The following is a 13,724-nucleotide window of genomic DNA, read 5'->3' as shown; positions in this document are numbered from 1 at the left end:
TTTTAGTAGCTAAATCTTCGATTATTTCCCGGTTGATCGACTCGACCATCTTATACCGAACACGGTAACGGGGGTACGATTCTCAGTCCACACTCCAACTAAAGAGTTTCCGGACGGCGACACCTGCGGCCTCGGCTCTGCCCGCGCCATCTACGAGAACTTCGAAGCCCTCGCCGAACGCGCCCGCGACCAACTCCGCGACTGCCACTGCGGCCAACCCAACGGCTGCCCCGCCTACACCTTCGACGAAAACTGCGACAACGATAACAAACCCCTCCTCCGCGCCTCCGCCATCGACGTCCTCAACCAACTCCTCGGCGCGGAAGACCGCGACGGCCTCGCCGAACACCTCCCCGACGACGAACACGGCAGCGACCGCCGCCCCGTCGTCTTCTACTCCTAAAACAAGATCCGGATTACGTCGATTCCAAACTAGGATTGAGCTTCAATCGGTATAGATCCACATTATCATCCGCTACTGCACGCTTCACCCGTGTAGAGAAGTCCTCCGCGATCAGGATACCTCGTACCTCCTCCTCAGCCTGAGTCTCACGCTTCAAATCATTCATATATCCCTTGATCTGACCAACTGCACTATCGTCTGCCTCGCCCTTTTTCAGCTCGACAACTACCCAGCCATCCGAATCTTCAGCGAGGACATCGATATCACCAACAGGAATCGGAGATTCATGCTCTGTAACCGTGAGGCCACTATCTATTTTCTGAAGATTCCTCATCGCCCAAACATGCATATCGTCCTCCGATGATCCTAGCGAGATCGTCGATTCAATTTCCTCGGTCGGAATCTCTGGTGCTCGATTCACCGCCGCTTTGAGATCCTCCCGGGAACCACCAAAGTTAGCTAATGTAGCTGGCGTATAGACTTGAGGGCAGTCAGAGGGCAGTTCGTCCTTAGATACTGGAGTGCCCCAGTCATACCATCTGACGGTACGGTGGTATCGATGGTCATCGAATGGCAGGTTGGGGTGCCTAACGTATTCCGGCTCACCGACCTCACCAACGCCCACTACCAGTCCTTTCGGATTCGGTGCATAGACGATCACTGTGTCGCCTTTGCGCATTCCATCTCCGCGTTTTGTCTTCCCCAGAAAACGGGCTACTTGGCGGCCAGCGCCCGCATCCTTGCTTTTATCTACGATCTTCTCTGCGCTTTGATCCCGGAAATCACCAACTGAGCGTGCCCACCCGACCGTGACAATGTCCTGTTCAAGCCAATCGATAGCTAACGACCCACCATGGCCAGCGGTCATCCTCCACCAATTGTTATCTTGATTTACCATAGCACGACGAACTTGTAGAACTCATTTAAATTTGAATGTCCAGACATCGGAAGTAGGAATATTCCAGTATGACTGTGAGAAATTTGGCAATAAATCAGTCCGGGTAAACGTTATACTGTAGCTGGTAGCTATTTTAGTTGTAGTTGGAATATTGCCGTGAGTGAGAAATTCACCGCCGGGGATCAAACTGAGTCAGAAGAGGCAGATAGTTCGCAAGTCGATGAAACCCCGGAGCTCCAGCCCTCCCGTCAACAGGAGCGTGACCATTCCCCGGATGCGTATTCCTCGGGGTATGATCCGTTTGGTGAGACTCGCGTCGGCATTGGTAGTGCTGGCGGAGAGGTAGAGAAACTCATTCGGCACAATGAAGGCCGGCATCGTTCTGACGGTAATCACAGTACCCGTGAGGCAATCCGCGATAAGGTTCGTGTGACCGAGGCTTTCTGCTCTGCGCTCGATATCCCCGCCCATCAGCAACAAGCGGCAGTCACCGCGATGGCGACGATGAATCTTGATCGATTCGGTCGGCAGAAACGCCTGTCAAAAGTTGCCCTCGCCACGATCAAAGTCGTCGTCGAGTGGGACCGGTTTAATCGGATTCCTGATGAGGCCTTGCCGGACCTCGATGCCGACCGACTCCCGCCGCGGATGCTGGAACAAGACGATTTCCAAACTCTGCTGGAGGAACAAGAGGTTTCGAAATCCGATCTCTATAGCGTTTCACAACTCGTCAAACGCGAACTCAAAAAACACGATCACTTCCCACTATGACTGCGTCTTCGTGCCCGCCGAATTCGCCAAAGAAACCTCCTCGGACAACGGTACTCCCCTATTTGTGCCGGTAAATGCTCAATGGTTATTATCTTTGTGCCTAGAATGCTCGAAAATAATATTCTTTTAAGTATTCCCTGCGACAATATGCGAAATGAGGGTCGTCGGTCGTCGGTTCCGCCATAAGGCGGAGCGACGGCCTGGCTGCCAATTATCGCGCGAAGTTCGCCAGCCCTTCGTTAAGCAGGGTACCAAGTTTGGCCCCTTTGCAACACCTATTCCGAAGTGGCCAGTTCACGAGGACTCTGACTCTGCTTCAGCCACGAAGGGGTTACTCCATTACACACGCGAGCTTCGAGGCTTCGACCCAGCCAACCGCTTCGGTGTACATTCCATCGTACGCGCGAGGTTCACGCATCGCTTCTCGTCGTTAGCCAGCGACGTCCCTTAGAGACCCTTCGACACTCCCTCAGAGAGCTCCATCCCTCTCGACGGCTCACCTCGAAGGGTTTCCTCAACAGTCTGTATCACCGCGCCCAGTGGCAACACTGGCCAGCGCAGATACACTCCCTACGCAGCCACTGGCACTCAGACGACGAGACGCATCACCACGCGACTCCTTCGATCAATGTCCAGCTACACCAACCTCGACCAGACGTATCTTCCGCCGATCAAACAGCACGCCCACGACCGCTGGCACGAACGCTTCCCCACGGACCGCCCGCTCGAAGCTGCCTGGCGCGCCGCCAAACCCGTCGATGCACCCGCAGCCCGCTGCAGCCACGCCCGTCTCTACGAACCCGTCGACGCACTCATTCTCGTCCGCGACGGCTGGATCCGAACCGTCCTCATCAACGACGGTCGCCTCGACACGACCGGCCTCGTGATGTGCGACGCCTGCGACGACCTCGTAGACCCGATCACAGACACGCGCTGCCCAACCTGCGGAGAACCACAACCCGCCGTCCAAACCTGCGGACAAGTCACCGTGATCCGGGGAGGTGGTCACCGATGAGCAGCCCACCGTTCCTCCACATCGACGAGTTCGACGGCACGAACGGGTTCATCAAAACGAAAGCATTCGTCAACTACTCCATTGACCTCAACAGCCACACCCCACACCAGAAGGTCATGCTCGGCAACAGCGACCGCGGCGACGTCCAACGCCCCTGCGTCGTCTTCAACGACGACATCACGCTTGACGAAGGCTGTGGTTACGTCTTCGGTGGCTTCGACAACCTCTGGCCAGACGGCGAAGAGATACAGTTGAAGCTTGCCCAAGGCGCGTGGATCCGGAAGATCTACGACCCGAACGACGAGTAGCGCACCTCTCACCGTTCTGCACTCGAATCGGTATCTGTGCTCGGGCGGATTGACGTCCTGCACGGCCCAATTTAATGACGACCGGTTGAGAAGGGCTGTAGCAATGGCAGCTACACTCACCGAACCTGCCGTTCTCGCTGCCGCAAAGGACACTCTCTACCCTGATCTCGATACGAGCTCAGACCATTACGCTGTCACGGAAACCCAATTCACCAAGCCGAACTGGGGCGGGTGGGAAATCCCAGACGAGTTGCGTCGTCGTCTCGCACCGTACAACACGATTCGTCTTGCCGACGGTGAACCTGATCTCCTCGGCGTCGGGATGCCTGCCCTCGAAGTCTTGAACGCCGACGCCACTACAACGCCTGTCGCCGTCATCGAAGCGAAAGGCCACAACAACGACCCGAGCGCTGCTGACGTCAGAACCGGTATCGATCAAGCGCACGGCCACCTGTCCGAAGTCAACATCGGGTACGTCGCCGCCCCCATACAGAGTATCTCTGATCAGGCACGTGCCCTTGCACGCGATCTAAATATTGGTGTCATCGGCGTCGAAAGCCCGTACGACGCAACGCTCATCGAACCCGCTCGCGTCACCGGCGTCGGTGACTTCTCCACCACTATCGACGCAATCCGGTTTCAAGCCACGACGCACCGACTCACCGAAGGCAGCTTCCCAGTCAATCACCCGAAGAACTACCTCGGCTATGCACTCGCCCTCGCTGCAGATGGCGACACCGCTGACATCTACTCCGAGTACGTGATCAATAGCGTCTCTGGTGGTCGTCGCGGCGCTATCCTCCTCGGTCTCGTCGACAATCGACCTGACGGAGAGACACTCACGCACCTCGGCGCAGAAGTCGTCCGCTTCGCCCGCACTCAACACGGAACCGTCGATGCTGCACTCGACGAATTCGCCTCCTGGAAAGGCCGATCCACACCGTTCACCGACCTCGCATCCCGCTGGGCGCAATTCGCCCGCTCAGTCGCCATCCAGTACGACCCAACGCAACTCATCATCGAAGCACTCGAACGCCTCCACCAACGCGGTATCAAACCCGCAACCATCGACGACGTCGCGCGAGAAGCCTGCCGCATCAACCAACCACTCACCGTGGAAGTCTTCTTCACCCAATCCAGGCGCGAAGACATCCTCACCGCCGACGGTGACATCGACGAATCGGTCCTTATCGATCCGACCGTGTACAAATCGGGCATTCACTTTCAATTCAAATACCATCTCCGGCACATCGGACTGCTCACGGAAGGTGGGACCGATGACAAGGACGAAGTCCTATCGAGCGAGTGGACGCTAAATCAAGCGGTCGGACTCTGACTGGCTCACTCTTCGCTTGACTTACTAACTTCGGTGATGAGATTCCCGAACCGTCGGAGCAGGACTTCTGCATTCTCTTTGGTTGTTGTCGGCTGGTACTGTCCCTCTTCGTACTCCGCCAGTTGGATGCTTGGGTGAGCCAATAGGTTGAGCGACTGTTCAATGACGTGCTGGTCCGGAACCCGCTCCTCATTGTACATGCCTTTCAAAATCAAGCGGAGCCGGTCAGCGGTTCCTTCCTCTGGATTTGCTCGTTGAAGCGCTTCCATCACGGCGAGCAAGTCCTCCGTACCACCGAGACGAGTCCGTAGTTCATCATCGATCTGATCTAAGCGGTCATCTTGGAATGCACCCGGTTCAGTGAGATATGTTGCGAGTGCTTCTGGCGGGATTCCATAGGCATCACGCCGTTCTAGGAGCGCCTGGAGGTGATTGGTCGCAAGGAGGACGATTCCTTGCCGGTCCGCATCTTCAATTGCCGCCGGGGTGAAGCCAGGTGCAACCACAATCGCTTGGTCGGCCGAATGTCGCTCTTTATGCCCTTGGATTCGCGTTGCATCTGGCGATGCCAGCGTCCCACTGCTTCGCGCCTTCACTTCAACGACCGCATGAATCGGTGCCGTAACCTCGACATCCGTATCGTCCCCACCTTCAATCCACCGTGCCTCAAACCCCAACCGAGAGAACGCCTTAGCGACAAGCTCTTCCAACTCCTCATACTGGTCACCATCCCGACTCGCCGCAACGATACGCTCTCCTAGATCGAGTTCCTGTTCCTCTTCAGATTCCTCCTGCGACGGCTCCTCATCAAACTCATGAACTCGGACACCGCTCCCTGTCAACTCATTAACCGCGGTTTCAACGGACTCATACGCATCCTCTATGCCGCGGATACGCGAATCCGACACCCGACTGAACCCCTGCGGGATATAATTATCTTGGTACCCAACAAGCTCGTTGAACGACTCGACATCCACATCAATCTCCACCACACCAGTCAAGAACACCAAATACCGCCACGGACTTTCAGGATCCCACGGATTCCCCTCAGTACGCCAGAGATGCTCAGCTAGGTCGAGATCATCATGTGTCCGAACAACCGTGGCCTGCGCAATGTACCTCCCATCCCGGTAGATTAACGCGATGTCCCCACCCTCCACGAACTGCCACTTCGAATCAACTGAGGTTCCCCAAAGGTGCACCTTCTCTGTCTCTGAATCAGTGACGGCCTCAACTTCGGCGTTAGAAAGATGTTCCTCAAACTCAGCAGGGTCATGCCCTCCCTTCACAGACTGCAGATAATCCTGATAGGCGTCCTCGCGTCCAGCTGTAATAATAGCAATCCCCGTCATTCGTAAGTAAATGAATAACTACTCGGTCAGGAGAAAAATCATAGGGGTAGACCGGGATTCTATCGGTTACTCTGCAGTCTGAATTCCGGAGCGGCGTCCACAACAAACAAGCCACTGTCCGACACCCATTACGTCTGGAGGTCTGTTTAGATGGGCACACTTGTCATCGACATCGAAACCGCGAGCCCGTTCGAAGAGCCGCCCGATAACTCGAACGACACCCAGTACTTCGAATTCTTCGCTGTCAGCCTCGCGTACGCCAGCGACCTGAACGACACACCAGATACCGAAGTATTGTTCCGGCGCGGCGATTGGAACGACCAGTATACGATTGACCTCTACGACCGCCTCTTCGAGTGGTGTGATGACCGCAGCGTAGATCGTCTCCTCACGTACAACGGTACCTGGTTCGACGGCACGCACTTGCTGAACTGGGCCCGCGACATCGACGATAGTGCCGACCGAGACTTCTTCCCACGCACAGAAACATTGTTCGAGAACCACGTTGATGTCGCGCTCGCGGCAGCCGACGAGTACGAAGCCGAGCTGTGGGACGACCAGCACATCCTTCCTGACTGGAAAGTCTACGACCTTACTGGGATCGACAACGACAGCGTCTGGTACGACGACTACGACTTCCCAGACAACTACCTCTCTGGAATCGATGGGAAAGCTGTCCAAGGCAAGCACATCGGGCAAGTCCTCGGCGACAAATATGTGCAAAATGTCGAAGCCGGCATCGAACATACCAGGGTCCACCGTGAACTCACACAACTCCTCAAAGACTACTGCCTCAGCGACGTCGCAGACCTCATCGACCTCTACACAGCACTCGGCGGTTCTGATCTCGACGACACCTACCGGCGGACCGTCGCAAATATCAACTAACGTTCTATAGCAATCTGTGATCTAAACCTATTTCTGGGAGGTTTTTTACACGATCCGATCCAAATATACATTCCCACCGTTTTAGCGACCGATCACCAATGTAAAATAACAGAATCCACCGTTCACCCGATGATTATATCACCGTTAGATGTCAGGTTACGTCATAGTGACCGAGAATATCTTGCGAGCGCCTGATCCAGCCGAACCTGTTGAATTCATTTCGAACGGGCACGAGCGGGGATATCTCGTCACAATCCACGCCAATTGCAGTGTTGAATTCACAGGGAACCGAGAAGGCGAGATCGGTCCGGGGGACCGCGTCATTCTGTGCAAACGAGATGGTGCGGTCGCCGTCCACCGGCCCAGTGGTGCACGCGCTGTCGCTCGCCAAGGTATCCGAAGTTCGTTTGAAGTCTTTCTTGAAAGCGATGTTCCCGTTATCTACGCTGCAAAAGGAAGGAACGAGAGTATTCGAGTTGATATCCATGAGCCAGTGCTTGTAATTCAGTACGTGGCCAACGATGATGCCGCACTCGTTGAGAACCGGACTGAAGAGCAAATGCACGCGTACATCGAATCGAATCCAGAGACAATCGAAGACAACCTCGAATCATAAGCCACGAGCGAGGCACGCCGTATGGTCGTATTGACTTCTTTGCTGCCGATTCCGACGGGAATAACGTAGTTCTCGAAATTAAGACAGCAGCTGCAAAGTACGAAGATGTCGATCAACTCCACCGATATGTCTCGCATTTCCAGAAAACAAAAGAGTCTACAATTCGAGGGATCCTCGTCGCCCCTTACATTGGCGAGAAAATCCAAAACTTACTGCGAGAACATGGATTAGAATGGGTTCGGATGGAAGAGTACGAGAAAACCCATTTTGCACCTGGTCAGACGCTAATAGATGAGTGGGAATAATCCACCTGATTCGATCTGGGAATCTCTGCATTTCATCAGTCTAACCCTCCTGTTGAGAGGTTTCCGCGAGATCAATCGTCGTCACACCACCACGAAACGCCCGGACGAAGGCCTCCCCCCGTCCCTGTTGTCGTCCAACTACTGGAGATACTCACCGACTGTCAAAGTCGGAGTCTCTAAACCAGTAACGCGGGCCCGGTCGTCTCCTGGTTTTGTCAGAGGACCCTCTCCTCCGTAGCCGTGTATTCTGCCGAAGATGACCCTCATGATGAAGAAAACCTCACGCCTGATTGAAACACCTCAACCACTATCCGACTTGGACCTCCCACTCACACCCACTCAAGCGCCGTATTGTGCTGGGCGACATACTTCGGCTTCAAGCTATCATCCGGAATCGAGATCCGTTCCCCTTCCCGGTCGATAATTGTCCGTTGGAGCACATCACTCTCGGTCTCGAACCTCGGATTCACGCACAGCCGGTAGTCCTGATCGATAGTGAAGAGCTCCCGGTCGAACGCCGCGTGATGCGTCTTACTGAGTGCCAACACGTTCGAAATGTCTGCCCTGTGTTCCGGGTAGTCGCTCCACGGCAGGACATGTGCCACGTCTAATAGGCCGGGATGATCCACCCCGGAAACCGGACACGTACGGTCGTGCCGGGACAGTACTGTCGCGCGGAATTCCGGATCGACCGACCGTGCGTGGACAGTCGCTTCGTACGTCCCAGCACGCACCCCGGCATCGCTCACCGACGGTGTCCAGTCCGAATCGGCCCACTCCTCCACCGCGCTCTCAACGAACTGCAGGCCATCATCCGTCAACGCATACTCGTCGCCGCGCTTCTCGACGAGTTCCATACTCCGCAGCCAATTCACCCGCTGTTTCGCCATGTCCGTCTCCCCGCGGCTCCACCCTAACTCTGGATGCGTATCGAGCTGCTGCTCACTCACCTCTGCGAGTGTCATCGGACCAGCAACCAACGCATACAGGAGACTCCGTAACCCGACGGTTCGATCACACATGATTCGTAGCAGCGCCGCCACATCACCCTGCTCAACATACTCTCGACCAGCATCACCGAGCTTTTATTGCTCGTTCACTTGGTGAAGAAACCCGACCTGCTGAAGATAACTCACCCGCCGCATAATCGAATCCCGACTCGACACATTCGAAAACGAACCGCGATGCCACCCCACCAGTTCATCCGACGTCGGCTGATGCGCTTCAACGAACGCAAGAATCGCATCCAACGTCTCAACGTACCGTGTCCCACCACCAAACATCGGGACGATACTACGAAGCCGATCCGAAGGCATGAACAAACAGTAACGTGGCCCGATGATGATCCTTTCCCCGGTAAATCAACTTTGCAGGTCACCTATAAGCACTGTCATATCAATTATTTTATTTAATAGGTAAAGGTTGTGAATATAGAGCTGTCGCACCAGGATGAATCGGTTGTAAATTCGCAGTAGTGCCTGAAATAGTGAAAGACTCTCAGGGTCTAATTAATCAGACCATTCTGAGACACTCGTTCGATTAGTGGCGAATCGTTCGGCCCACTTTGATAGCTCATCCACCGAGTCTATTGATTCGATTACACGCCCCTCGTCGGAGAGTGAAACGAGCGAGCCATCATTTTCACCTTCCGTCCAGCCACAAACCAACCACGGTTCTTCCGATAACTCAGCAATATTCTGTTCATTGTCGTATCCAAACGCTCTTGTTGATAGTACTCGCTCGCCACCCTCATTCATCAGCTTCGTCGAAAGCCATGCGAACAGCGGGCTGCCAGGTGCTAAGTACCGAAGTGACGGATACTGATCAGCTATGTCTGGTGAGAATGTTATTCCGATTCCTCCGTGCTGTTCGGCGATGCTTTCTGCCAGGGTACCTTCATCGGTCCTAACACTCAGTGGAAGATCCTCTGAAGATCGTAAGCAATAGACTCCAGCTGCATGGGAGTCATCGTCGAAGGCGAACTCTGTTTCCAACTCAGATAATTGGTCGAACGTGATGCCAAGTTCGGCGAGTCTGTCGTTTTCCGTGAGCACAGATTCAATAGATTCGACCGAATACGCCGGTTCGCGGGCCTCGTCAGGGTGGCCCACTTCTCCGAGGTCTGGGTGCGAGTACGTATTCCACGCATCAAGCCGTGCTTCCCGAATCACCTGGTCACGGAGTGGTGTATCACTATCAAGATGGGCTAGTGAGTCCTTGAGCTCGATTGGATCGTCTTCATGCTGCTGCTCCTCGATATCCTGTTCAATGTCCTGTTCGAGGTCTTCGTACTCTTTTGTGCCTGATTTTGCACCCGCTTGCATTGTAGCCTGGCGAATCTTCGAACCAACACCGGAGAGAATGGGTTGCATGTCCCCGACGACGTATTCGAACAATCCAATCCGGTCGTCTAATCTGTCGTAGATATCTGATTCGACCGTATCTTCGTAACTATAGTTCAGAATGATGACGTCGTCGTACCGCTGTCCAATACGGTCGATACGGCCGATTCGCTGCTCAACGCGCATTGGATTCCACGGCAGATCGTAGTTGATCAGAGCCCCGCATTCCTGGAGGTTCAGGCCCTCTGAAGCTGAATCTGTACATATAAGAATATCTACATTTCCATCGTCGTCTGCGAATTCTCGCTTTACTCTTTCCTTCCCGACGTTCCGCCAAGTGTCTGCATCTTCATCGTACATCTCGCCGCCGTCTCCGGAGTAGCAAGCGATATTCTCTCCGTATCGCCACCGGAGCTCACGGCGGATGAAATGCATCGTATCCTTATACTGTGTGAATACGATGATCCGGTTACGTCCCCGCCGATCCAGCATATCGAGATCCTCATAAAGCTGGTCCATTTTCGGGTCGCTATCAACCTGCTTGACCTCCTGTATGAAGGACTCCAACTCCTCGATTTCTTCTTCCAGTAACTCGATACCTTCATCGGTGAGGCTTGGGGCAAGTTCGGTCAGATCGACGTTCAATACGTCCTCACCGGCATCTTCCATCTCTGCTATCTCCTCCTCGTCAAAGTTACTGAGAGCGTTCAGTGCTGCCTGACGGTCTTCATCCGCCTCGTCCCGAATTCTCTTGCGACGCTGTAAAACATCTCGCTGCTTCCGTAGCTTCTCAAGCCGTGATGAGAGACTCTGAGAAATTGCGTAGACACTGCTGGTTAAGCGTTGGCGATACGTCGTCATCACGAACCCAATCGCTTGAGTCTCAGTTTCGGACGATTGCTGGGCTTTCTTGTAGAACGTCCGGGTGTACTCGTCGATCCGGTCGTAGACCTGCCGTGTCTCGTCGTTGAGCTCAATCCGACGACGCTTGGGCTTTCGTGTTGGCACTGTCTGATCGAGCAATCCGACCTTCCGGTACTTCCGGAGGGTGTCACGGGTGTTCCTATGGATGCAAGCGTCAATTGGAGTCGCCCAGGAGAACACGTCCTCAAGAACTTTCCAGCCATCTTCGCTGAGTTCGTCGAGAGCGTCCAACCGATCCTTACGGGAGGCGATGATCATCTCAGCATCCAGGACCGGTTCGGGATAGAGAAGTCGCTTGAGTTTCGTATCCTCGTCCGCACCGAATGGGTCTATACGTTCGTCTATCGCCTCATCGACCTTCTCTCGATAGTCACTGTACCGTTGGCCGTAGCTCTGAGCTAACGTACAAGCTTGGAGAAGCCGTTGTTTTGCAACACCGCGTCCCTCGTCTTCCAGTCCGAGTTCGTCAACTAGTCCTTCCAGCACGAGGTCAGCATACTCAGGCGATTTGTTGAACCGATCTTGGAACGATCCTTCCAAGGTTGCTTGAGAGGTTTTCGACGACGTCGAGCGTCCAGATAGGTCGATACCTCCTGTGAGGACACTAGAGAGTGCCTGCCGAGTTTCGAAGAACTCCACGAACTTGTCCCGGTTGTCCCACTCTTCGGGGATGTCCAGTAGCGTGAGTAGGTCGTAGAGTTCGCTGTGGTGCAACTGCATCGGCGTCGCCGTGAGGAGGTAGTAGCAGTGCGTGTGGGCACGTAACCGTTCAAGCAGGTTGTAGAAATTGCTTCCTCGGCGGGCGTTGTGTGACTCGTCCACAACGACGGCGTCCCAGACACCCTCGCGTTCCTCCGTTTCCCGACCACGGCATCCCGCTGGAATGTCTCCTCGACGTCGAGGAACGCCACCATCGGCAGGCGCGACTTGGTCCCAGCGGTCGTCGAGACGAGCTGTATGCCACGACATGATGATGACCGTTGGACCGGATTCCTCGCTTCGTGTATGAACGAACCGCCACAGTGGGCTCGATGTCCATGCTTCATCTCTGCGGTCGGCGTCGATATCGAGATCGGCGGCACCCGGAACGGGGTACTCTTCCCCGAACGGGTCGATGAACGCGTAGTCGTAGTCGCTTCCCCGTTCGTATCGGTACGCGTTGATATTGAACTTCTCCCAGAGTTCTTCCTGCCACTGAACAACGAGGCTGGCGGGAGCGAGTACGAGGCTATTTTCGAGTTCACCAGTCAAACCGAGACGAGAGAGGGTGAGCCCCACTTCGATGGTCTTCCCTAGGCCGACCTCGTCGCACAGGAGGAATGAATTCGGATACGTGTTGACCGCTGTATCAGAGACGACACGTTGGTGAGGCCAGGGGTCAATTGTACTCGCTTCTTCGGCGAGCTGGAGTCCACCAGGTGCTTGAGCTCCGTCAGCCAAGATCATTCCTTTGTCAGCCGGGGTCGGCTCGTCTGGGCTCTGGAGCTTCTCGACGACGGTGTGAATCTCTGTATCTGTGTCCGGCGCTTTCCAGTCAATAATCTCCTCTCGTAGGGCTTCGGGGAGCTCGTATACGTCTACAAACTCGTGATCGTCTTCCCACAACCGTCTGAAGGAATCCTGATCACCGTCTATGTAGTCTGCTTGACCGTCCTTCCACGAGCGATGAACTTTGAATCGCTCGTAGTTTCGAGTCCATCCACCAGCTGTTTCGTTTATGCTCCCCTCAAACGAGATCGTGTCGTCGCCGTCGTAGAAGATTCCGAGCTTTGGATGGAAGATTCCCCAGTCGCCTTGCTTTGGTACGGCGATTTTGATTTCAAGGCGATCTTCCCGAAGTAGCCAGGCGAGTAACTGTAATCGTGCGTCGAGTTCCTCATCGTCCAGATCCTCCAGTGATTCCTTGAGATCGTCTGCGAGGGCTTCGAGAACTGGACGGTCCTTCGGTTGTAACTGAGCACCGACGACGAGCCGCATCGTTCCGTCATTCTCAACGAATGCTTCAATACCGTTGGCAGCGGCAGCTAGAGAGCCGCTATCAAAATATCCTGCAATCCGGTCGTATCGGTTGCTCCGCTCCAATGCCGGAACATAGAATTCGTCTACGAGGAAGGAGATGTCCTCGCTAGGTTGACTCTCGTATATCGACTGCCAATCGTACTCGCGGAGGGAGGGAGAGTCTGCCATCTGGATATCTGATTATGAATCATAGCGGGATGATAAATGGTCGGGAGCGATTAGTACCTCCTCCCTACAGTTGTCCGATAGCGTTGGTCCTCCTCTCAGCGTCTCCCCCCTCAAGAACATTAATTAATTGGCACTGGGATGTCCTGCGTATGGATGTTAAACCGGATTTCTCTGAAACATCGCTTATCGGAGAGCCGTTAGAGGTAGTTTTGCGGGACCGTGTTGCGTCTTTTCGAGGTCTATACAAATATCGTACGTGTTTAGCCCCGTCTGATTTCGTCACTGTCTCGTAGGTGGTGGCCTGTGACAGATACATGGTCTGTCAGCAGGGAGTCAGTCTACATTCTCAGGGATGGTCTCCGCTGCCCGGAGACCATCC

At 54.5% G+C, this 13,724-nt stretch carries 12 protein-coding genes; 8 read left to right on the top strand and 4 right to left on the bottom strand.

Translation table 11 applies throughout. From position 1 onward, the window contains the following. Positions 1-13 precede the first annotated feature (13 nt). A complete protein-coding gene (locus tag EPL03_RS20810) occupies positions 14-403 on the top strand; it encodes a Zn-binding domain-containing protein (RefSeq protein ID WP_394346946.1) in 390 nt (129 codons plus the stop codon). 13 nt (positions 404-416) lie between these two features. On the opposite strand, the gene EPL03_RS12030 is transcribed toward EPL03_RS20810, so the two are convergent. Then, complete coding sequence (locus EPL03_RS12030) at positions 417-1,301, bottom strand: endonuclease NucS domain-containing protein (RefSeq protein ID WP_135829593.1); 885 nt, start codon at positions 1,299-1,301, stop codon at positions 417-419. A gap of 156 nt (positions 1,302-1,457) precedes the next feature. On the opposite strand from EPL03_RS12030, the gene EPL03_RS12025 reads away from it, so the two are divergent. The 4 genes from EPL03_RS12025 to EPL03_RS12010 all read left to right on the top strand — a co-directional run bounded on the left by EPL03_RS12025 (position 1,458) and on the right by EPL03_RS12010 (position 4,731). Continuing rightward, on the top strand, positions 1,458-2,072 hold the full coding sequence (locus EPL03_RS12025; protein WP_115795709.1) for a DNA-directed RNA polymerase subunit epsilon: 615 nt from the start codon (positions 1,458-1,460) through the stop codon (positions 2,070-2,072). Positions 2,073-2,700: 628 nt separating this feature from the next. Beyond that, on the top strand, positions 2,701-3,087 hold the full coding sequence (locus EPL03_RS12020; RefSeq protein WP_135829592.1) for a hypothetical protein: 387 nt from the start codon (positions 2,701-2,703) through the stop codon (positions 3,085-3,087). After that, positions 3,084-3,395, top strand: a complete 312-nt coding sequence (locus EPL03_RS12015) for a hypothetical protein (protein ID WP_115795711.1) — start codon at positions 3,084-3,086, stop codon at positions 3,393-3,395. The genes EPL03_RS12020 and EPL03_RS12015 overlap by 4 nt, the downstream gene beginning before the upstream one ends. Before the next feature lie 103 nt (positions 3,396-3,498). Further along, positions 3,499-4,731, top strand: a complete 1,233-nt coding sequence (locus EPL03_RS12010) for a hypothetical protein (protein WP_135829591.1) — start codon at positions 3,499-3,501, stop codon at positions 4,729-4,731. Between the two features lie 5 nt (positions 4,732-4,736). On the opposite strand, the gene EPL03_RS12005 is transcribed toward EPL03_RS12010, so the two are convergent. Beyond that, positions 4,737-6,083: a restriction endonuclease gene (locus EPL03_RS12005; protein ID WP_135829590.1), complete on the bottom strand. Its 1,347-nt coding sequence runs from the start codon at positions 6,081-6,083 to the stop codon at positions 4,737-4,739. A gap of 150 nt (positions 6,084-6,233) precedes the next feature. Between EPL03_RS12005 and EPL03_RS12000 the strand changes: the two genes are divergently transcribed. From EPL03_RS12000 to EPL03_RS20745, 3 genes are all read left to right on the top strand, one after another. Then, positions 6,234-6,971, top strand: coding sequence for a hypothetical protein (locus EPL03_RS12000; RefSeq protein WP_135829589.1), 738 nt, complete (start codon positions 6,234-6,236; stop codon positions 6,969-6,971). A 166-nt stretch (positions 6,972-7,137) separates the two neighbouring features. Further along, on the top strand, positions 7,138-7,587 hold the full coding sequence (locus EPL03_RS11995) for a PDDEXK family nuclease (RefSeq protein WP_168216251.1): 450 nt from the start codon (positions 7,138-7,140) through the stop codon (positions 7,585-7,587). Then, the gene (locus tag EPL03_RS20745) at positions 7,548-7,892 is read left to right on the top strand and encodes an endonuclease NucS domain-containing protein (protein ID WP_135829994.1); all 345 of its coding nucleotides are present in this window, start codon (positions 7,548-7,550) and stop codon (positions 7,890-7,892) included. The genes EPL03_RS11995 and EPL03_RS20745 overlap by 40 nt, the downstream gene beginning before the upstream one ends. 329 nt (positions 7,893-8,221) lie before the next feature. Here EPL03_RS20745 and EPL03_RS20485 read toward each other — a convergent pair whose 3' ends face one another. Together EPL03_RS20485 and EPL03_RS11980 are read right to left on the bottom strand one after the other, a co-directional pair. After that, positions 8,222-8,857, bottom strand: a complete 636-nt coding sequence (locus EPL03_RS20485; RefSeq protein ID WP_244605264.1) for an HNH endonuclease — start codon at positions 8,855-8,857, stop codon at positions 8,222-8,224. Between the two features lie 543 nt (positions 8,858-9,400). Continuing rightward, a complete protein-coding gene (locus tag EPL03_RS11980) occupies positions 9,401-13,345 on the bottom strand; it encodes a helicase-related protein (protein WP_135829587.1) in 3,945 nt (1,314 codons plus the stop codon). Positions 13,346-13,724 lie beyond the last annotated feature (379 nt).

The sequence above is a fragment of the Halorussus halobius genome (assembly GCF_004765805.1).
GTDB lineage: Archaea > Halobacteriota > Halobacteria > Halobacteriales > Haladaptataceae > Halorussus > Halorussus halobius.
This window is presented reverse-complemented; position numbering and strand designations above follow the sequence as displayed.

Excerpts from the sequence above, each read along its gene's own strand:
- EPL03_RS12030 (WP_135829593.1), bottom strand. The coding sequence starts at position 1,301 with ATGGTAAATCAAGATAACAATTGGTGGAGGATGACCGCTGGCCATGGT.
- EPL03_RS12020 (WP_135829592.1), top strand. The coding sequence starts at position 2,701 with ATGTCCAGCTACACCAACCTCGACCAGACGTATCTTCCGCCGATCAAA.
- EPL03_RS12015 (WP_115795711.1), top strand. The coding sequence starts at position 3,084 with ATGAGCAGCCCACCGTTCCTCCACATCGACGAGTTCGACGGCACGAAC.
- EPL03_RS12010 (WP_135829591.1), top strand. The coding sequence starts at position 3,499 with ATGGCAGCTACACTCACCGAACCTGCCGTTCTCGCTGCCGCAAAGGAC.
- EPL03_RS12005 (WP_135829590.1), bottom strand. The coding sequence starts at position 6,083 with ATGACGGGGATTGCTATTATTACAGCTGGACGCGAGGACGCCTATCAG.
- EPL03_RS12000 (WP_135829589.1), top strand. The coding sequence starts at position 6,234 with ATGGGCACACTTGTCATCGACATCGAAACCGCGAGCCCGTTCGAAGAG.
- EPL03_RS20485 (WP_244605264.1), bottom strand. The coding sequence starts at position 8,857 with ATGACACTCGCAGAGGTGAGTGAGCAGCAGCTCGATACGCATCCAGAG.
- EPL03_RS11980 (WP_135829587.1), bottom strand. The coding sequence starts at position 13,345 with ATGGCAGACTCTCCCTCCCTCCGCGAGTACGATTGGCAGTCGATATAC.